The organism is Spirosoma horti, assembly GCF_054776595.1.
Window position 1 is genome coordinate 145,851 of the sequence record NZ_BAAHBQ010000010.1, and the last position, 21,033, is coordinate 166,883.

Here is a 21,033-nt window from a genome sequence, read left to right on the forward strand (position 1 = left end):
ATGTGGAACAAACTTAAGAGCTTATTTGGCTTAGGGCCAAAATCCTACGTGGAGATACCTGAAGACGAGCGCCTGGCCATCATCGAAAAGTCGAGCATTCAAGTCTCACGGGGTGTATTTTACTCGACCATTATCATCATTGCCTCGTTTCTACCGGTATTTCTATTGACTGGTCAGGAGGGTAAGCTGTTTCACCCATTAGCCTGGACCAAAACATTCATCCTGTTGGTGGATGCATTTTTGGTGGTGACGCTGGCTCCGGTAATGTTATCATTATTCATGAAAGGGCAGTTCAAGGATGACCACGCCAATCCCATCAATCGGGTATTGGAACGGGTTTATGAACCGATCATTCGGTGGGTCATGCGTTGGCGCAAAACAACTATCGCCATCAATCTGCTTGCACTGGCCATCAGTGTACCCATGCTGATGAGTCTGGGATCAGAATTCATGCCTCCCTTAGATGAGCAGAGCATCCTGTTTATGCCGGTGACGCTACCCGACATCTCGAATGCGGAAGTTAAACGGATTTTGCAGGTTCAGGATAAACTGATTAAATCCATCCCAGAAGTGGAAAAGGTATTAGGAAAAGCGGGCCGGGCCTCAACGGCTACTGACAATTCGCCCATCAGCATGATTGAGACCATTATCATGCTCAAACCCAAGACCCAGTGGCGGGAGGGCCTCACCAAAAAAGATTTGATTAACGAACTGGATGCGAAACTCCAGATTCCAGGTGTCGTCAATGGCTGGACGCAACCCATTATCAACCGGATCAATATGCTCTCAACCGGCATACGCACCGATGTGGGTATCAAAGTACACGGTCAATCGCTGGACAGCATCTATACCGTTTCCGAGCGGGTAAAAGCCGCCCTGGAAGGAGTACCTGGCGTGAAGGATTTGTACGTCGAACCAGTAACGGGGGGGAAGTATCTTACGGTTGAAGTCAACCGGGATGCGCTGGGTCGCTTCGGCCTGAGCGTCGATGATGTCAATGGTGTAGTTGAGTCGGCTATTGGTGGCTCACCCATTGGACAGACCATTGAAGGCCGACGGCGTTTTTCCATCAATGTTCGTTTGGCCCAGGATTACCGCAATAGTGTCGAACGCATTCGGCGGATTCCCATTGCCACGGCATCGTTCGGCACCATTCCACTGTCCACGGTAGCCACGGTACGATTTGAGGATGGCCCGCCTATGATTTCATCAGACAATGCGCTGCTGCGCGGAGCCGTGATGTTTAACGTGCGGGAACGGGATTTGGGCGGAACGGTGGAAGAAGCCATCGCGAAAGTAAACCGGGAATTGAAACTACCCAACGGCTATTTCCTGGAGTGGAGCGGTCAGTACGAAAACTTGATTCGGGGGAAGCAAACCTTACTGCTGATTGCGCCCATTGTCCTGGTCATCATTTTTATTTCGCTCTATCTGGCCTTTGGCTCAGCTCGGGAGGCCTTTCTGAGTTTAATTACAATTCCCTTCGCCCTCATCGGTGGGGCGTATATGGTCTATTTCTATGGGGTAAATCTGTCGGTGGCAGTGGCGGTGGGTTTCATCGCCCTCTTTGGTATTGCCGTCGAAACGGGTGTTGTGATGGTCATTTACCTTAATGATGCCATGAAGCAACTCGTGGCTAAACGGGGCAATTCACAAGAGGCCATCAGTCAGGACGAGCTACGCGAATACGTTATCAATGGCGCAGCTAAACGACTCCGCCCTAAAATCATGACCGTTTCGGTGGCCCTCTTTGGTCTGGTACCGGTGCTTTGGGCCAATGGTGTCGGTAGCGACGTGATGCTACCGATTGTGTTGCCCATGATTGGCGGTGTACTGACCTCCTCCACGCATATTCTGCTGGTAACGCCACTCATCTTTTTGATGACGAAAGAGTATGAATTACGAAAATTTGGAAAACTTGATGTGTTGGATGCTTCGCATTAATCATATACTCGGCCTAAGCCTGCTTCTGTTAACAGGCCGGGTATTCGGACAAACGCAGCCCATACCGGTGCTGCCGTTGGACAGTGTACTGGTTCGAATTGACCAGTATAATCCTTTATTAAGGCCCTTCGGTAGCCGGGCCGCTGCGGCCCGCGCTTATGCCGAAGGGGCACGAAGCTGGATGGCCCCCATGGTGGGTATGGGCACATTTATGGCTCCTTATCCAGCGCAAATGATAATGGATGATCGGGATAAAGGATATGGTATGATTTCCGTTGAACAGGACATTCCCAATCCGCTCAAACAACGAGCTACGCAGATTTTTCAGGAATCGAAGGCAGGGGTTGAAGAGGCAGGCAGGGGTATAACGCTCAACCGGCTGCGCAGCGATGCCAAACAACTCTATTTTGACTGGTTAGTGCTCGAAAAACGAAGGGTTGTGCTGACCGAAAATAGGCGGATTCTACAAACCATGAAAAAGCTGGCCGACATCCGGTATCCCTATCAACAGGGCAGTTTAGGCAACGTCTACAAAGCCCAAGGTCGGTTGTATGAACTGGATAATATGCTTTCCATGACGGATGCCGAGATAACCCGGAAACAGATTGGCCTCAATACGCTCATGAACCGCTCTAAAACCGTGGTCTTCCGCATAGACACCGCGTACCATCCTACAGAACCGGCCCCAATTGTGCCTACTACAGATGAAATTGGGTCTGTACGCTCCGACATCCGACGGATGGATCGGCAAATCCTGAGTATGCAGGCGGGTATTGAAGCCCAGAAAGCACAGGCGAAACCTGACTTTCGCGTCCGATTCGACCACATGCAACCTTTTGCGGGCACCAAGAGCATGATGCCCACGCAGTTTACCCTGATGGGTATGATTTCGATACCGATTGTACCCTGGGCATCGCGCATGTACAAGGCAGAAATAAAGGGCATGACGGCTGATATCGACGCCATGCGTTACGAGCGGGAAGGTATGCTTAACGAAACGCAGGGAATGGTCGCTCAGATGCTGACCGATATTCGGAACCTGAAAGGGCAGCTCACCAATTACGAGACCCGCATTATCCCCACACTTCGCAAAAACTACGATACGCAGCTCATCGGCTACGAGCAGAATAAAGGGGAACTTCCCGTCGTCATAGATGCCTGGGAAACGCTCAATATGACCCAGATGGATTACCTGGCTCGCTTACAAGATTATTACCGCATGATTGTTAGTTATGAAAAAGAACTGGAAAAATAACCTGACCACGGGCGGACTGTTTACCCTACTGGTTCTGTTCATATTGGCAAGCTGTCGTACCGGTAGCGAAAACAAGGATGCGTCTGCTACTGGTCACCGAAAAGGCGAACCACTCGGACATAATCATGCCTCAGTAATAGACGAATACACCTGTCCCATGCATCCACAAATTGTGCAGGATAAGCCCGGCTCCTGTCCGATTTGTGGCATGGATCTGGTAAAAAAAGCATCGAGTGGCGGGGATAGTCTCGCCGTTGATGCCAGCCTGAAGGCGCTTTTGCAACCGACAAATTCGATGGTAGTAGCCGGAATTAAGACGGTGCGTCCCGAGCGCCGAAGCCAGTCCGGTACAGTGAATGCGAACGGAATTATCACCTATGATACCCGGCAGCTCTTCACCATTCCCGCCCGATTCGGCGGCCGGATTGAGAAAATGTACATTCGCTACACGTATCAGTCTGTCCGCAAAGGGCAAAAATTACTGGAACTCTACAGTCCCGATATTATAACCGCCCAGCGGGAACTGATTTATCTACTTGAGGCCGACGCCGAAAATAGTACCCTGATCACGGGCGCTAAACAAAAACTTCGGCTGCTAGGAATAACCGAAGGTCAACTTGCCGATCTCATCCGTGTTCGTAAACCAAGTTATTCTTTAGCCGTATATAGTCCCTACGATGGCTACGTCGTCGAAACAACTGCCCCATCCCCGATACAGTCCCCAGCATCAGGCATGGCACCTGCTTCGAGTGGCATGTCTAGCGGAGGCATGAGTTCAGGAACCGACGAGGTTACTTTTTCCGCACCTCCATCCTCAGCCATGCCACCCGAATCAGGCGCTTTGCTGCTACGTGAAGGCCAGTATATACAAGCTGGCCAGACACTGTTTCGAATTGTAAACCCCAAACGGCTCTGGGCCGAATTTCGCTTGTACGCCCGTGATGCCGCTGGCGTCAAACCCGGCGATGCACTAACCATTACCCTCGACCAGACGGGGCAGCCTCCCCGCTCGGCACGGGTAAATTTTGTTATTCCGTTTATGGAAGGCAACTCGCTTTTTGTAACCATTCGGGCCTATATACTGGGTGGTCGGGGGGAACAGGTTGGTCAATTAGCTCGTGCCGTTATTAGCCGACCAACCACCAATAATCTATGGCTGCCAGCCACAGCCATTTTGGATTTAGGTGATCAGAAAGTTGCCTTTGTCCAAAAAGAAAAGGGTGTCTTTCAACCGATGCGCATCCAGACAGGGGCACATTCGGGAAATTGGGTAGCTATTACGAGTGGCTTGACCGAAAACCAGGAAGTTGCGCAAAATGGCCAGTTTTTAATTGATAGTGAGAGTTTTGTTAATACACCTCCGTCGCCCCAATAATCATGATCAAACGATGGCTATATGGTTCAGTGGCTCTGCTGGTATTGCTCAATACCGCCTGCCAGCAACGGAAATCGGCTGACCAAACGAAGAAGGATTCGACAACGCTACAGACCGACAATCAGCTTCATAAACATGAGGCCAGTCAGCCAGGAGGCACGAGTTATACCTGCCCTATGCACCCACAAATCGTGCAGAGTGCGCCCGGTGCCTGCCCAATTTGTGGAATGGATTTGGTGCCCGTCGTCAAACGTGGGTCTAAAGCGGCAGAATTGGTGCTGAGTGCCAGTCAGATGCAATTAGCCAACGTGACGGTACAACCGGTATCTTCGGGAACCATTGGCCAGGCCGCATTCGGTAATACGACAGTACTCAATGCCCGTCTTACAACCGATCAGGAACAGACCGATGTGATCAGTAGCCGGGTATCCGGCCGTATCGAACGGCTGTATGTGAAGGAAACTGGGCAGCTCATACGTAAGGGGCAAGTACTGTATGAAATTTACAGCGAACCCTTACTAACCAATCAGCAGGAGTACCTTGTGGCTTTGCAGCAAGAAATTGAGTTAGGCAATTCCGAAAAACCGGACGTGGCCCGGCGCTATAGTCAATTTCGTCAGGCGGCTGAACAGAAACTTCGGCTGTATGGAATGGCCCCCGAGCAAATTGCTACACTGGCTAAAACGCGCCAGGTTCAACCACGGATTCCCTTTGTGGCACCAGCTTCGGGAACGGTGCAGGAAATTGCTGTTAATGAAGGACAGTACGTGACCGAAGGGACCCTGCTTTACCGCTTGGTCAACCTAAGTCAATTGTGGGTCGAAGCTGATCTGTATGCCGGGGAAGCCAGTTTAGTTAAGGTTGGGGACCGGGTACCAGTTCAAATTGTTGGGTATGAAACCGGGCAATCGCTGACAGCTCGGGTAACTTTTCTAAATCCAGAATATAAGGCTGGCAGTCAGATATTGACGATGCGGGCGGTTATGGCAAATCCAGGGGGGAAATTCCAGCCAGGCCAGCAGGCGCGCGTGTTGATTCAGCACGGTGTCCAGCAGGGCCTTAGTTTGCCTGTCGATGCCGTAGTGCGGTCGGGTAACGGCACCGTGGTTTTCGTACAAACGGGAACGGGTACATTTCAGCCACGCCAAGTACAAACGGGTACGGAAACCGATCAGCGGGTTGCTATCCTTAAGGGTTTATCCGGCACCGAACAAGTTGCCATATCGGGGGCTTATCTACTTTACAGTGAACTGATCCTAAAAAAAGGCATCAATCCGTTCACAAACCAGGTGGATGAGGTAGGTGTCAAATCAACGGCGATGGTGCGGCCGGGCGATGGTAGGCAATCCGACCTGCCTACCGAAGCGGCCATTCCTACAGCAGTCTCTAACGCCATACAGCTATCGAAGTCTCCCTCTCCCAAGGTTAGTCAAAACCCAGAGGTTGTCAAAAAGCAGGTGACGGACGTGTACGAAGCCTCGTTAAAACTTACTGATGCCCTAATTAGCTCAGATGCGGGCCAGGCCAAAGCCGCAGCAAGTCGAATTGAAATCGTCCTGACCCGCGTGGATATGAGCCAGCTTTCCGGCCCGGTTCATTCAACCTGGATGACCCAGCTAACAGCTATGAATCAGGCTCTGAAGAGCATTCGTAATTCGGGAGCCATTGAGAAACAGCGTGCTGCCTATGCCCAGTTTGAAGAAGGGCTTTATCAGAGTATAAAAACTCTGGGCATGCTAAGTAAACCAGCGTACCGACAGTATTGTCCGATGGCACAAAACAGCAAAGGAGCTTACTGGCTGAGCGATAAAAAGCCAATTCGCAATCCCTATTTCGGTGATCAGATGCTCACTTGTGGTGAAACGAAGGAAGTACTTTGATAGGAGTACGTCAAGCTTTTTGACAGGTTTTTCTCAATGAGGGGCAGGTAAGCGCGCTTTATCTACTCTTACCTATTCATCCTTAGATCTGCTGATAGATAGCTAGCCGTTTCAGCAAGTAAGGAATACAACAAAGGTCATGACTTTATCTGACCAAAGTCATGCTATTGAATCGTCGGTTTTCTCACCTTTGATGCAATTCATTAGGTACTGGAGTACACGAATTAGCATTTTACCAGCATTTAACTTACAATTATGAAATCGCTAGCGCTCATTTTTCTATTTTGGGGATTGACTACTCTTCCCTTTCATACGTTTGCCCAAAGTGCCAATTACAAGCAGCCGATGACCATCAGTGCCAGTGGACAGGTGAAAGACGCTACGGGTGCAGCCATTGGGCTTTTCACAAAAGACAAGATCATTCAAGATGCCAAAGGGAAGAAGCTTGCTTTTGTGGATGGGCAAGGTAATCTGGTCGATACCAAGACGGGTAAGAAAATGGGCCGAATGGGGAAGGATGGCAAAACCTACTACGATGCCAGTGGCGAACTGCTGTTCACCATCAAAGATAATCCTGACGAGACCTGTGACATTTTCGATGCCAAGGGTAAAAAAATTGGGAACGTACACGACAGTTACAAAGGAACCGCTTGTGCACTGCACTGTTTCCAGAATCAGCATTCCCATATGAATCAGTAGTGACTCAACTAGGGCTTTAATTAATGAGTGTTATTGATGATTGGCTGGTTTACGACTGGCCATTGATTTAGAACCTGATCGCTACTGAACGGGAAAAAATCATTTTATAAAAGGCTTTTTGGGATTTACTTTTCAGCATGAAGGTTCCGTTTCAGCAACTGAGCATTTAGCGCTACGATTACCGTACTTACACTCATTAGCACCGCACCCAGAGCCGGGCTTAGGACGAATTTTGGATACAGCACACCAGCCGCCAGTGGGATCGCAATGACATTGTAGCCGGTAGCCCAGAATAAGTTCTGAATCATTTTGCGGTAGGTTGCCTTACCGAAGTCAACCAGATTGGTAATGTCCGTGGGTTTGCTATTAACAAGGATAATGTCAGCGGTTTCTGCGGCTACATCGGTACCCGAACCAACGGCAATCCCCACATTAGCCTGCGCTAGGGCAGGTGCATCATTCACCCCATCACCGGTCATGGCCACGAACTGACCCTGTGCCTGCAAATCTTTGACTAGTTGAACTTTCTGATCAGGTAGTACCTCCGCAAAGACTCCATCCAGATTAAGTTCTTTGGCAACCGCATCAGCCACTTTCTGGTTATCACCGGTGGCCATATATACCTTAATGCCTGACTCCTGTAACCTTCGAACGGCCTCTTTAGAGTCCCCCCGAATCCGATCGGCTAAGGCGATGTATCCCATCACCTTGTCATTTATCAGCACAAAAACCACGGTCTCGGCTCCACTCCCAAACGCATCGGGTGGTAACTCAATGTTCTTCTCTTTTAAATAGCCAGGGCTAACGACTACCACCTGCCGACCGTCCACGGTGGCCGATATACCTTTACCCGTGATCGATTGAAAGTTTTGTATAACCGGTAACGTCAATTCCCGCTTTTTTGCTTCTCTGACAACACCCTGTGCTATCGGATGTTGGGATTGCTGCTCCAGGGCTGCTACTGTTGCTAAAAATTTCGATTCATCCCCTTCTCCGCTTATCATCTTGATACGGGTAACGCCAAACTCGCCCTCCGTTAATGTACCGGTTTTATCGAAAACCATCGCGGTAATTTTGCGGGCTTCCTCGAAGGCGGTGCGGTTGCGAATTAGTAGACCTTTTTGGGCTGAAATGGCGGTGGAAATGGCGACGACGAGCGGAATAGCAACACCCAAGGCGTGCGGACAGGCCGTGACCATTACCGTGACCATTCGCTCAATGGCAAACGCCCAATCCTTACCAACCCAGAGCCAAACTACGAGCGTGATAAATCCAACCGATAGGGATAGTATCGTTAGCCATCCGGCAGCTCGGTCGGCCAGTGTCTGGGTTTGTGACTTGGCGTTTTGGGCTTCCTCGACCATCTTGACTACCTTATTGAGATAGCTATCCTCGCCCTTATGCGTCACCTTAATCTTGAGTGAGCCTTCCCCATTGACTGCCCCGGCAATAACTTCATCACCCATCGCTTTCTGAGCAGGTACACTTTCTCCGGTTAGCATACTTTCATTAACCGCACTGTCCCCATCGACCACTTCCCCATCAGTTGGAATACGTTCTCCAGGACGTACCAACACGATATCGCCAATGGCTAAAGTATTTACGTTAACATCATTGATTTTATCTCCTTCCACCTTATGGGCATCCGAGGGTAGCATCTGCACGATTAACTCTAACGAGCGGGATGCCCCCGCTACCGATTTCATTTCCACGTAGTGGCCCAGCAGCATAATATCAATCAGCGTGGCCAGTTCAAAGAAAAAGTCCATGCCCCTGAGCCAGCCCACCGACACAACTACACTATAAACATATGCGGTCGTGATCGCGACGGCGACTAAGGTCATCATACCTAACTGCCGGGTTCGCAGTTCACCCACCATACCGGTCAAAAACGGCCAGCCTCCATAGACATAGATAAGGGTGGCCAGAATCAAAACTATCCAATTTTGGAAAGGGAAGTTAAGATGATAACCGATTAACTCCTGGGCCATCATGGATAGCGCCACTACCGGTATGGATAAACCCAAGCAGATCCAGAACCGGCGCAGAAAATCGGCAATCATGGCTCCGTGATCGTGGCCACCCCCATGTCCCATCTGACTGTGATCCATCGTAGAATGATCCATTTTGCCAGGCTTCACCTGTCCCGCATTCATGTGGCTGTGGTCCATACTCACATAGTTCATCCCGGTATGATTCTGCTGACTCTCTGTGCTATCCGGGCCGCTGTGTTCGTCATGACCGATCTGTTGGAGGGCCTGCTGTTCAGCGGGGGATATGGTTTCGCTGGTTGATTCAGCAGCTTTGGAATGGCTGATCGGGTGGGTTATAGAATGTTCATCACCGGTTATTTTCTCTTTTTTAGACGAATGAGTATGAACAGGGGCCTTGTTAGCTTGCCCATCCATGACATGAAACGCGCCGACCGACGAGACCACTCGTTGCACCTCAGCCAGGGACGGATGCTCTTCTACAGTAAGTGTCGCTTCAGGCGGATCAACTGTTATTTGAGCGTCAAGGATTCCAGCCTGAGCCACTAAAGCCTGGCGGATAGACTCGGCCTGTTCGTGGGTCGTTAGTCCGTGTATGGTAAAACGGTGTTGGTGCGTCATAACGGTATCGTATTGAAGGCTGAGGGGGTACCAGGCGAATTTCCGCTTGATGCTGATAACTTTACAATGAGTAACACGAATAAATTAATAAAGAGTACGTTGGATGAAAATTCTGTAATCCTTTGCCTGAATTTTGCAAGTGAGTGAATCAACAGGACTGGTAGTTTTGTCGTTACCAGATCAAGTATTTCCCTGCCGAACAAATCCAAAACAGGTGTTTACGTATTTGACTGGTGAGTTATAGAGGTGAAGAGCAGAATATGATCAGCGAGGCAAAGGCGACCGATATCATTCGTTTACGAGTCAGGGGCATGGTTTGCGCCCGGTGTATTGACGTAGTACGGGCAGAGATAGCAGTACAAGGGTTGATTATAACCGATGTCCGGCTAGGCGAGGTGCGTGTGCATGGCCCGGTCTCGGCCCAGCAACTGACAAGCGTTCGGTCGGCCCTGGAGCAACAGGGTTTTTCGCTCTTGACGGATGCCAAAACGGCTACCGTTGACGCCGTGAAAGTGGTGGTGGAGAAGCTAATGAGTCGAACGGATTTGGGTGACCACAAAATCCGGTTTTCTGAACTAATTACTCAACAGATCCCCATGGATTATGAGATCCTTAGTGCGTTATTTTCTGCGCAGGAGGGAATTACTCTTGAAAAATATATCATCAACCGACGATTGGATAAAGTGCGTGAATTTCTGGTTTACACGGATTTGCCACTCGCCGACATTGCCTATGAAACGGGCTTCAGTAGTGCTCCCCACTTGTCGAACCAATTCAAACGATTGACGGGATTATCTCCAGCTTATTTCCGTTCTATTCGGCGCGAAAAGCAAACGCTCCAGCGAACGCCACAGTAATCTTACAAACTCGTTCGGGGATTATATACTGCCCGGCGCGGGTAGGGTGCCGACCTTTGCGTTGCTAGTACTTAGTTCAATTATGGAAACGCAAACTCACCCGACGAATCGATCATCTGTACCAGAGCGGCTCATCGTAATTAATAAAAAACAGACCTTTCCTGTGTTGGAAATGACCTGTGCAGCCTGTGCGGTCAGCGTCGAATCCATACTTAACAATACGCCCGGCATCGAGAAAGCCACTGTAAACTATGCCAACCAGTCGGCGACGGTTGAGTACAATGATAAAGCCATCACCCCTACTGGAATGCAACAGGTTCTGCAATCAATTGGCTATGACTTAGTCGTTGATGTTGAAGACCCGCAGCAGGTACAGCAGGAAGCGCAGCAGCGACACTACGAATCCCTAAAAAAGCGGACCCTATGGTCGGGCATCCTATCTGTGCCAGTTATCCTGCTGGGTATGTTCCTCATGAACTTACCTTATGCCAATTGGATCATGATGGGCCTATCAGCTCCAGTGGTCTTCTGGTTGGGTCGATCTTACTTTGTCAACGCCTGGAAGCAGGCCCGCCATGGTAAGGCTAACATGGATACACTGGTAGCGCTTTCGACGGGAATTGCCTTTCTATTCAGCACATTTAATACAGTATATCCTGAGTTTTGGCACCGTCGGGGTCTACACTCACACGTTTATTTCGAGGCTGCGGCCGTAGTGATTGCGTTTATTTCACTGGGGAAGCTACTTGAAGAACGGGCCAAATCAACTACCTCTTCAGCCATCAAGAAGCTGATGGGCCTTCAACCCAAAACAGTCCGTATCGTCGAGAACGGTATCGAACGTGAACTGCCGATTGCTCAGGTTCACGTCGGTCTGGTGATCGTTGTGCGGCCGGGGGAAAAGATACCCGTGGACGGAGTTGTTGAATCCGGTGAATCGTTTGTGGACGAAAGCATGATTTCTGGCGAAGCCATCCCCGTGGCGAAGCGAACCGGAGACGAGGTATTTGCGGGGACAATTAATCAGAAAGGATCGTTCCGATTCTCGGCGCAAAAGGTAGGCGGTGAAACCGTGCTGGCGCAAATCATCCGTTTGGTGCAGGAAGCACAGGGTAGCAAAGCACCGGTTCAGAAGTTGGTCGATAAAATTGCCGGTATTTTTGTACCCGTAGTCATTGGCATTTCCTTATTTACGTTCGTTGCTTGGATGGTGTTCGGAGGAGAAAATGCGTTTACGCACGCCCTTCTGACTTCCGTAACGGTACTGGTCATTGCCTGCCCCTGTGCGTTGGGTCTGGCGACACCCACAGCCATCATGGTCGGCGTAGGAAAAGGGGCTGAAAATAATATCCTTATTAAGGATGCACAGAGTCTGGAACTGGGCTATAGAGTAAATGCAGTAGTACTTGACAAAACCGGCACCATTACCGAAGGTAAACCAACGGTGACGGATATGATCTGGCAGACTGGCGAAGCTGAGATTGTCAACTTGTCGTCCATACTCTACGCACTGGAAGCGAAATCTGAACACCCCTTAGCGGATGCGGTAGTGGATAACCTGCGAACCAACGGTATTACTGGTACATCTCTCGACGGCTTCGAGAGTTTAACCGGCCGGGGTGTATCGGGTCGCTTTGCGAACACGACTTATATCGTGGGGAATGCCCGGCTAGTGGCTGAACAGAACATCATGACGGGTTCAGTTGTTCAAAAGCTGGCCGCTGGCTGGCAGGAACAAGCCAAAACAGTGGTGTATTTTGCCGATGAGACGCGCATTTTAGCAGTCCTGGCTATTGCTGACCCGGTCAAAGAAAACTCTCGCCATGCCGTTCATACCCTCAAAAAACGCGGTATTGCCGTTTATATGATGACCGGCGACAACGAGCAGACTGCCAAAGCTGTCGCCAAATCAGTCGGACTTAGTGACTACCGGGCGGAAACGCTTCCCGCTGATAAAGCCGAGTTCGTTAAAGCATTACAGGCTCAGGGCAAGATCGTCGCGATGGTCGGCGATGGTATCAACGACTCGCAGGCATTGGCGCAGGCAGATGTTAGTATTGCGATGGGGCGGGGGTCGGACATTGCGATGGACGTGGCCAAGATGACGCTCATTACCTCGGACCTGAATAGCATACCGAAAGCATTACTACTTTCTCAAAAGACCGTTCAGACGATTCGACAGAATTTATTCTGGGCATTCATCTACAACCTGATCGGTATTCCTATTGCCGCAGGACTGTTGTATCCCATCAATGGTTACTTACTCAACCCCATGATTGCCGGGGCTGCCATGGCCCTTAGTTCAGTGTCCGTCGTGACTAATAGTCTGCGATTACGAACCCTGAAACTCTAATCCGTACCGTTTAAACTGCCCCTTTACATTTACGTTCTCAATAACTAAAGCCATGACGTTGACGCCCTAACTCAGCAAAGTAGTACTAACCTCGCATATCACATTTGCTGTTGGTTGGCTGGGTGCTATTGCCGTCTTCTTAGTACTAGCCATAGCGGGTGTAACGAGTCAGAATATACAACTGGCCCGTGCCGCTTACCTGGCGATGGAGTTGAGTGGCTGGTACGTTATCGTTCCCTTTTGCCTGGCTTCCTTAGTTACAGGACTTATTCAGGCTCTGGGTACGAGATGGGGGTTATTCAACCAGTATTGGATAGTCGTCAAGCTCGTGCTTACTCTTGCGGCCACCATCTTGTTATTACTTCACATGAAGCCAATAAGCGATATAGCCAGGGTAGCCTCACAAAATCCTTTTCCACCAAATACGCTACCTAATTTACGGGTGCAACTTATTGCCGATGCAGGTGCCGCTTTTTTATTACTGCTGGTGATTACCACCGTATCGGTCTACAAGCCGTGGGGTAGAATCCAATCTGGGCGATGGGATGACATCGGTCGAAAAAAGGAGGTGCCGGTCAGCGCCATTAGCCCTAAAACATCATTGAGATTTTACGTTCTGATCGGTATTGTCAGTTTAGTTCTGTTCATTATCCTTAAACACCTGGTAAGCGGTGACATGGGTGTCCATTAATTAATGCAGACAAGGCATCGAAATAAGGTTATGTTGAACGAAACTACCTATGTATAGGGGCAAGTTTCTTCTCTAATCACACGAGAACAAAAGTCCGGATGGCCAACGCACTCTGGTCGGCCTTGGTGATGATTAACAGCTTGGACTGCGGATAGTCAATTTAATCCTCAAAAATTGTAAGTTCTGACCGTCAATCTTACAAGACAAAGGCCCGACTTTAGAACAGGTCTTTCTCTAAGTTTGGCAACCCATTCACCGTCCCATTTTTTGACTTATTAAGTTGAAAATCAATCTTTGGCCATTCCTTCTTAGACTATAGGGGCCGGTAACCGGGTTCATTGTATCCATGATAGGGAATGAAGAATAGTATACCGGCTACAGTTAAGAATGTTATCCAACAAGTAGTAACTTGGTTAGGCCGTTTGGTTGGCATAACCTCTCTAACAAAAGAGCAAACCGTTGCCTTTTTAAGCCCTTTCCAGCGGTCGGTACAGGGAGTCAATCAGCTACTGCTCCCTGAAGTGACCGATATTGCTGACTCGCATAAAGTCATCTTTACTAGCCAGGAAGCCATTACGTTTCCAAATTATGTGTGGGCCTACCAACCTGATGAACGTAAGACAACCCTACTTCATTCGGGTAATGTGTTGACCGAAGGCAAAGCACTTTGCACCGACTTTTGGACTGAGAATCTCTTGAAAGAGCGTTTCCATTGGCAAGGCCGAAAACGCTATGAGACAAATACGCTGGTAGCCCCCTTTAGCCATTATCAGGATGGTTACTTAATTGGTGGTTACTATGATTTCATGTACATAGTGGCGGCCAAACTTTGCCGAATAGAAAATACGTTTCCGAAAGATCTGTTCAATCGGTCAGTCGTTTCGTACCCCCTATTTAAGACGGCTTACGAACGGGAGTTACTAACGTATATAGGTTTTGCGCCGGGGCAGATTTTAGACAGCCGCCAGTATAATATTACCTTTAAAACGTGTCTATTGGGCAGTAGCGGGCATTGGTTTTATCCCAATGAAGCCGATGTTCGGGCACTACGGGAGCGATTGTATCCCTTGATTCAAAACGTGGATAAAAAGCGGGAACGTATGTACATCAGCCGGGCGGGACGTCGCCGGATCATCAATGAGGAGGCATTGATTTGTTTATTGGAGCAATACAATTTTAGGATTGTCGAAGATAAGCCACGTTCCCTGGCTGAACAGCTTTCAATTTATAATCGAGCCTCTGTTATTCTGGGGCCACACGGTGCATCGTTTTCTAACATTATCTGGTGTCAGCCGGGTACGCATTTAGTAGAATTATTCTCTCCAAATTACGTTGTTGGTCATTTTAGGTATCTCGCTGAACTCATGGGTCTTCAGTACTCAGCCTATTATCAGGGGCATCCTTATAAGACTCGCCAAAACCCGATTGAGGAAGATATTTCTGTATCAATTTCGGACATTGAACGAGGGTTAAACGCGCTTTTTGATCAAGAGGTCCGAAAGATATCGAACGATACCTAGTCATTAACAGGCAATTTTGTAAGCGTTTCCCGCTAAAATTACAAGTGCATCGAAGAGAGGATTCGCCCGACATGAAGTTAATAGGAGATTAGCTCAACGTTGTGGAAACCATAAAGGTATGATACCCCATTGTGCCGCAGCCATTTTAATGAGCGAACAAGCCGTACTTCATGACTCTGAAGTTAAGAAATTGGCCCTAACTTTTAATTCTAGCCAGCGCGCAGAAATTGAGCTAATAAAGGCGATACTCAACGAAATAGACCCACAAACAACGTACGCTTACTAAAGCAGGATTGATGGCCCGCTTCTATTTTTTAGTTGCTAAACGAATCAACGTTATGAAGCGATTTTTTTTCTTTCTCCTTTTGGGCCACGGGGTGACGACAAGCGCAGTTGCTCAACAACATTCCATGTCGACGATGGGAACGATGTCTTCCGATACGACCAAGCCTATAAAGGGAAAACCTCAACAGGTCAACAAATCAGGTATGATGAACCACGAAGGCATGAAGCATGACCAAATGGATCATAGCCAGATGAATCATGAGGGTAAGAAGGATATGGGAAGTATGCCCGGAATGAACCATAGCATGATGGGCGATTCAAGCCGAACGCGGCCCGGCATGATGATGACCCACTCATTTTCGCGTAATTTACCCATGAATCGAAATGGGTCGGGCACTTCCTGGCACCCCGACAACACACCAATGTACGCCTACATGAAACATGGCAAAAAGTGGAGCTATATGCTTCATTATAGCGTGTTTCTACGTTATAATAGTCAGAATTTCAATAATCGAGATAAGCGAGGAAGTGACAGACAAGTTGACGCGCCCAACTGGTTTATGGGAATGGCGCAGCGCCGGGTGGGGCAGCGTGGGCTACTGCTGGTACGGGCCATGATTTCTCTGGATGCCCTGACGGTGGGCAACGGGGGGTATCCCCTTCTCTATCAATCGGGGGAGTCCTACAAAGGCCAACCATTAATCGACCGCCAACACCCGCATGACCTATTATCCGAACTGTCCATTGGCTATACTTACGCCTTTAATCCGGATATTGACCTGTATGGATACGTAGGATATCCTGGCGAACCGGCCCTGGGACCGCCCGCGTTCATGCACCGGATTTCAACCTTTAATAACCCCGATGCTCCGCTGGGCCACCACTGGGAAGATGCTACCCACATTTTATTCGGTGTAGCGACGGTAGGATTTCGCTACAAGTGGGCCAAGCTGGAAACCTCTCGGTTTACGGGTCGAGAACCGAACGAAAACCGGTACAATTTTGACCGTCCCCGTTTCGATAGTTATTCATACCGTATCTCGATTAATCCTTCTCCCGCCCTAGCCTTCCAGTTTTCGCAGGGTTACATCAAAAGCCCAGAAGACCTTCATCCCGAGGAAAATGTTACTCGGACAACGGCTTCGGTATTGCATAGCCTACCGCTCGGTGGTCAGCCTGACCATTACATTGCCTCGGCGTTCGTTTGGGGATTAAATAATTCGCACGGTCTTAATGAGAATGCCTTCTTAGCCGAAAGTAGTTTACAGTGGGGTAAAACTGCATTTTATGGCCGCTATGAATATGTAGGTAAATCGCCCGATGAGATTGGTTTAGAATCAGAATTACCCACCCAACGGGTGCTAGTCAATAATGCCCTAACACTGGGAATGAACTACCGATTTATTCAGATTGCCAGCACGGATTTGGTCATGGGCGCGCAGGTAACGGGCAATATGCCTGAAAAAGTCCTACAACCTTATTACGGGACAATGCCCCTATCAGGTGAAATTTACGTACGACTCACACCCTCACTGATGAAGAACATGATGCGCGGCATGAACGGCATGGGGGGTATGCATTAAAGAAACGACCCCATGCGCTAAAAATGACGGAGGTCTCAGGGGAAAGTCTTGGTTAATCTTCAACGCGCTGAGCTTAATTTGGCCCGGCCTGCTTACCTGCAAGTCGGGCCAAATTACCTAGTGGAGTTACTTAACCTTTCAATTTGGCTTCTAGGTTTTTTAGTTCGGTTTGCTCTTTGGTTTGCTGTTTGATAACCGAATTGGCCATAGTTTTCATTTTCTCCGTCTTGCCCTCCTTCAGGAATGCCTTTGCCATTGCTACACCCTGCTGGTGATGCTGAGCCATCATACTGGCAAAGTCGTGGTCAACATTGCCGTTCATGGAGTGGGTGCCGCTATGCATCATTTCCATACCTTTCTGGCCTAATTTTGACGAGGATGATTGGGGTTTGTGGGTAGTCATGAATTGCGTCAATTCACCGATCTCTTTTTGGTTAGCCGCTTTAATCTGGTTAGCCATTTTTTTTACCGCTGCACTTTTACCCTGTTTGATTTCCATATCCGACATTTCAACCGCCGATTGATGGTGCATCTTGAGCATCATGGCAAAATCATGGTCGGGGTCACCCGTCATTTTCATGCTCATCATCTGATTCATGCCCGCCTGCATGGATTTCATCATGGCATTACTGGCTGATTGCTGGGATAGGACCGGTTGGGTGAATAGCGTAGCCACGCACAAGGCAACCAGCATAAACAGATTCGTTTTCATAATTAATTGATTACGTTTTTGTGGATCAATAGGGTTTGTTCTTAATTAACCAGTCCTGAAAGTTGCTGATCTCCGTTTTCTGCTCGTCAATAATCATCTGTGCCATTTGGCGCATCGACTCAACTTTACCGTAGTTTAACTCCATTTGAGCCATATCCAGCGCACTCTGATGGTGGTCAATCATCAGAGCGGTAAAGTCAACGTCTGATCCGCCGGTCAGAAGACGGGTATCCTGTGCCTTCATCATTTTCTCCATTCCTTGCATGGCCATCATATCGAAGGTTTTTCCGCCTTCGGAAGCGGTCGGTTGATGACCGCTGATGAATTGAGCGAACTGGGTTTTCTCTTTGGTTTGCGAGGTAATAATTGATTGCGCCATCGTCTTCATGGTTTGATCGCTGCCGCTCTTCAGTTCCTGGTTCGCCATGTCGATAGCGCCTTGATGGTGCATTGACATCATCTGGGCAAAGTCATGATCTGCGTCGCCTGTCATCATCATGGCGTTCATTTGTGTCATGTTGGCGTGCATAATCTGCTGATAGACGTTTGCATCGTGCGCTTGCGGAGTAATGCCATCACTGCGATTCGAGTTACAAGATGTCATAGTCCATAGCAACAAGATGGCTGTTGCTGCGTAGCCCAATAGGTTGTTTTTCATTGTGTTGAGTTATGTGATTTTGTCTTCTATTAACGGTCGGTGAGGAATGACAGTTTTTACAATATTGCCCGGTAGGGTTACAGAATTTCTATATATTCACTCGGTAAAGCACATCACAGTTATTAACTTAGGTGTTCGATTAACTGCTTCACACCTAGCATGCCAACAGAGCCTTTTGCCCGTCTTATCGAGGAGTACAAACAAAACCCGGACCTCACCTATCAAAGCTGGTTTTTACACAATGAAGATCGCCTGAAGGCCTTTCGCTCGATTAGACGCGGGGTTCTGCAAGTCATCAGTGACATCAAAGACGACTCATTCCCGAATGATTTTAAGGGCAGTTCATTGGAATTTGTGCTCAGTTGCATTACTGAACAAAAGCAGGTTTTTGAGGGCGCATCACACCCGTTCTACTGGAAACCAAAACTGCGTATTCCGGATATTTACGAGAACCAAGAGCACAAACGGCAGTTTGGGCAATTTCTGGAGTGCTGCTTGAAAGCCACCAAGCCCGAAACGATTATTTCCGAAATTAATCGGCTTGACAGCTACAAAATTAAAGGGCTAGGGCCTGCTGTGGCCAGCATCCTTTATTTCTTGCATCCGACCTGGATACCTCCGTTTAATACGGCCATTATCAACGGCTATAATCGTCTGTTTAACGAACGCCGAAAGCTTGGCTCATGGTCCGAGTATCTGGCGATTCGGGAGAAGTTGCTTTCTATTAATAATGAAAACCGCACCCAGCTTTCCAATGATCTGGGTGCCATAGCGGGCCTATTGTTTGAGGTGGGTGCGGGGAACCTGCTACCTACTGGCCTAGCCGATCAATTGCCAATCGACCGGGAAAAGCTTCAAAAACAACTCACCAAACGCCACAAGGAAGTTGTAGACGAACAGCAGGAAACGCAAGCCCATAGTGAGATGCAGTTTCATCTATTGACTATTGGGCGAGCCTTAGGCTATGATGTAGTAGCGGCCCGCAATGATATGTCCCGTCAGTATAATGGCCATTCGTTTTCGTTTTTAAGCCTGCCTAGCTTGCCTACCTTACCTGTTGCGCCTGAAACAAGCCAAACGATTAGTCTGATTGACATAGTGTGGCTGGAGAAGGGGACAGGTCGGATTATTTGCGCGTTCGAGGTGGAAAAAAGTACATCGATCTACTCCGGTATTCTCCGGCTGACTGATTTGACCTGCTCGCTGCCCGATCATGCTACGACACTCTATTTGGTTGTTCCTGACAGTCGCCGAAAAGAAGTAGAAATGCAGCTTACCCGTCCCTCGATTAAACAAACGAATACCCCAATTCGCTACATTCTAATGTCGGACCTGCGCACCCACTGCGATGCACTATGTCGATTCGGGGATAACCATCGGGTTTTGGAGAAAATTGCAAGGGCCGTGTGAATCTGTCTTAACCTGGTATAGTTTGTGACCTTTGACCTAAAATAGGCGCTTAGCAAGACCAAAATCGCGACCTGCTGAGTCGCTTTTCGCACGGGTCACAGCCGTTTTTGGTCAATAAATGGGTGATGAACGCTATTTAATGAACTATTTATCTCGCTATAAATGAATAGTTTATATAAATATTGACCATTATTAGAAATCGTCCGTGAAAACGTCGTTATAAAATCAGGACAAGAGAGTGCGACCCTTTTCACAAGCATACGAACATATGCATGTGAACAAAAGCTATCGACTTTACCCGCCTTGGCCTAACGCTCCATCAAGGATTGCAATAATCTTGCAGTGATCGGGGCAATCGGCGACTGCTTCCAACAACTGTTCTTTGATCGTGAGCAATTGGTTGATTTGCTGATCAATTAGCCGAACTTTTTCTAGTACTTGGTCTTTGCCTGCAATGCAGTCCAGCCCGCTGGTTTCATAATATGCAATGACCTGTTGAATTTCCGCCAGCGTGTAGCCGATGTTCTTTAATTCCCTGATGGCGCGAAGCCGAGATAAAATGGCCGGTGAATATTCCTTATAGTTGTTTTCCCGCCTGGCTTTTTTGGGCAGGCGCAACAGGCCGATTTTTTCATAATACCGAATTGTGTCGCGGGAAAAGCCCGATTCGTGGGCAATGATGCCAATGAGCATAAAGATTTATCGGTGAAACGCTTGACAGTGGACTATACTCCACCGTTTAAATTTACCAGAAAAACTATGAAATCACTCCTGCTTACCGGGCTCGCCTGGCTGCTCCTGCTGTCCTGCCTGGCTCAGACAAAAACAACAAAGACGATGGAAACCGAAACCGTTCTGAAAAAGAAAATCGCCCTGGCCTGTAAGCTTACTGACAAAGACCAGATCAAGCGAATGAATGAATTGTATCAGACGCTTTTTAAAAAAGTGTCGCGCGCCGTAGAGCATCCCAATAGTTATGAGCTGGTATTCGAGAAGTCGGATAATGCCATGATTGGCGATCTGGCCGAATTTATCAAATTCGAGCGACTATGCTGCCCCTGGCTCGTCTTTCAGCTAACCTTTCAGCCCGAAGAAGGCCCGATTTCGTTGGAGATGGGCGATTCCGCCGAAACAAAGGAAATGGTCTACCTGGTGATGGAACTCGACAAACTACAAAAGCCCGCCGTTCGCTAGGCTGG

The 21,033-nt window shown here is 48.6% G+C and carries 16 protein-coding genes; 12 read left to right on the top strand and 4 right to left on the bottom strand.

Going from position 1 to position 21,033, the window contains the following annotated elements; all coding sequences use genetic code 11:
- The 5 genes from ACYVAM_RS27695 (at position 1) to ACYVAM_RS27715 (ending at position 7,153) form a co-directional block, all read left to right on the top strand.
- Positions 1 to 1,944 (top strand): efflux RND transporter permease subunit, encoded by a 1,944-nt coding sequence (locus ACYVAM_RS27695; protein ID WP_461073183.1) that lies wholly within the window; start codon positions 1 to 3, stop codon positions 1,942 to 1,944.
- Positions 1,931 to 3,199 (top strand): TolC family protein, encoded by a 1,269-nt coding sequence (locus ACYVAM_RS27700; protein WP_461073185.1) that lies wholly within the window; start codon positions 1,931 to 1,933, stop codon positions 3,197 to 3,199. Before ACYVAM_RS27695 ends, ACYVAM_RS27700 begins: the two co-directional genes overlap by 14 nt.
- A complete protein-coding gene (locus ACYVAM_RS27705; protein ID WP_461073187.1) occupies positions 3,177 to 4,574 on the top strand; it encodes an efflux RND transporter periplasmic adaptor subunit in 1,398 nt (465 codons plus the stop codon). Before ACYVAM_RS27700 ends, ACYVAM_RS27705 begins: the two co-directional genes overlap by 23 nt.
- A gap of 2 nt (positions 4,575 to 4,576) precedes the next feature.
- A complete protein-coding gene (locus tag ACYVAM_RS27710; protein WP_461073189.1) occupies positions 4,577 to 6,454 on the top strand; it encodes an efflux RND transporter periplasmic adaptor subunit in 1,878 nt (625 codons plus the stop codon).
- A gap of 255 nt (positions 6,455 to 6,709) precedes the next feature.
- The gene (locus ACYVAM_RS27715; RefSeq protein ID WP_461073191.1) at positions 6,710 to 7,153 is read left to right on the top strand and encodes a 5-fold beta-flower protein; all 444 of its coding nucleotides are present in this window, start codon (positions 6,710 to 6,712) and stop codon (positions 7,151 to 7,153) included.
- Between the two features lie 125 nt (positions 7,154 to 7,278).
- Here the strand turns inward: ACYVAM_RS27715 and ACYVAM_RS27720 are convergent, their stop codons facing one another.
- On the bottom strand, positions 7,279 to 9,339 hold the full coding sequence (locus ACYVAM_RS27720; protein WP_461073265.1) for a heavy metal translocating P-type ATPase: 2,061 nt from the start codon (positions 9,337 to 9,339) through the stop codon (positions 7,279 to 7,281).
- Positions 9,340 to 9,998: 659 nt separating this feature from the next.
- On the opposite strand from ACYVAM_RS27720, the gene ACYVAM_RS27725 reads away from it, so the two are divergent.
- The 5 genes from ACYVAM_RS27725 (at position 9,999) to ACYVAM_RS27745 (ending at position 17,054) form a co-directional block, all read left to right on the top strand.
- Complete coding sequence (locus ACYVAM_RS27725; protein ID WP_461073193.1) at positions 9,999 to 10,622, top strand: helix-turn-helix domain-containing protein; 624 nt, start codon at positions 9,999 to 10,001, stop codon at positions 10,620 to 10,622.
- An 82-nt stretch (positions 10,623 to 10,704) separates the two neighbouring features.
- The gene (locus ACYVAM_RS27730; RefSeq protein WP_461073195.1) at positions 10,705 to 12,975 is read left to right on the top strand and encodes a heavy metal translocating P-type ATPase; all 2,271 of its coding nucleotides are present in this window, start codon (positions 10,705 to 10,707) and stop codon (positions 12,973 to 12,975) included.
- A gap of 367 nt (positions 12,976 to 13,342) precedes the next feature.
- Complete coding sequence (locus tag ACYVAM_RS27735) at positions 13,343 to 13,666, top strand: hypothetical protein (protein ID WP_461073197.1); 324 nt, start codon at positions 13,343 to 13,345, stop codon at positions 13,664 to 13,666.
- 422 nt (positions 13,667 to 14,088) lie between these two features.
- Entirely contained in the window at positions 14,089 to 15,186 is a 1,098-nt protein-coding gene (locus ACYVAM_RS27740; RefSeq protein ID WP_461073199.1) for a glycosyltransferase family 61 protein, read from the top strand.
- A 338-nt stretch (positions 15,187 to 15,524) separates the two neighbouring features.
- The gene (locus tag ACYVAM_RS27745; protein ID WP_461073201.1) at positions 15,525 to 17,054 is read left to right on the top strand and encodes a hypothetical protein; all 1,530 of its coding nucleotides are present in this window, start codon (positions 15,525 to 15,527) and stop codon (positions 17,052 to 17,054) included.
- A 130-nt stretch (positions 17,055 to 17,184) separates the two neighbouring features.
- Here the strand turns inward: ACYVAM_RS27745 and ACYVAM_RS27750 are convergent, their stop codons facing one another.
- Positions 17,185 to 17,766, bottom strand: coding sequence for a DUF305 domain-containing protein (locus ACYVAM_RS27750; protein WP_461073203.1), 582 nt, complete (start codon positions 17,764 to 17,766; stop codon positions 17,185 to 17,187).
- Positions 17,767 to 17,791: 25 nt separating this feature from the next.
- Positions 17,792 to 18,370: a DUF305 domain-containing protein gene (locus ACYVAM_RS27755; protein WP_461073205.1), complete on the bottom strand. Its 579-nt coding sequence runs from the start codon at positions 18,368 to 18,370 to the stop codon at positions 17,792 to 17,794.
- A gap of 213 nt (positions 18,371 to 18,583) precedes the next feature.
- Between ACYVAM_RS27755 and ACYVAM_RS27760 the strand changes: the two genes are divergently transcribed.
- Complete coding sequence (locus ACYVAM_RS27760; protein WP_461073207.1) at positions 18,584 to 19,834, top strand: hypothetical protein; 1,251 nt, start codon at positions 18,584 to 18,586, stop codon at positions 19,832 to 19,834.
- A gap of 294 nt (positions 19,835 to 20,128) precedes the next feature.
- Here the strand turns inward: ACYVAM_RS27760 and ACYVAM_RS27765 are convergent, their stop codons facing one another.
- Positions 20,129 to 20,527: a MerR family transcriptional regulator gene (locus ACYVAM_RS27765; RefSeq protein WP_461073209.1), complete on the bottom strand. Its 399-nt coding sequence runs from the start codon at positions 20,525 to 20,527 to the stop codon at positions 20,129 to 20,131.
- Between the two features lie 66 nt (positions 20,528 to 20,593).
- On the opposite strand from ACYVAM_RS27765, the gene ACYVAM_RS27770 reads away from it, so the two are divergent.
- A complete protein-coding gene (locus tag ACYVAM_RS27770; protein WP_461073211.1) occupies positions 20,594 to 21,028 on the top strand; it encodes a hypothetical protein in 435 nt (144 codons plus the stop codon).
- Positions 21,029 to 21,033: the final 5 nt, after the last annotated feature.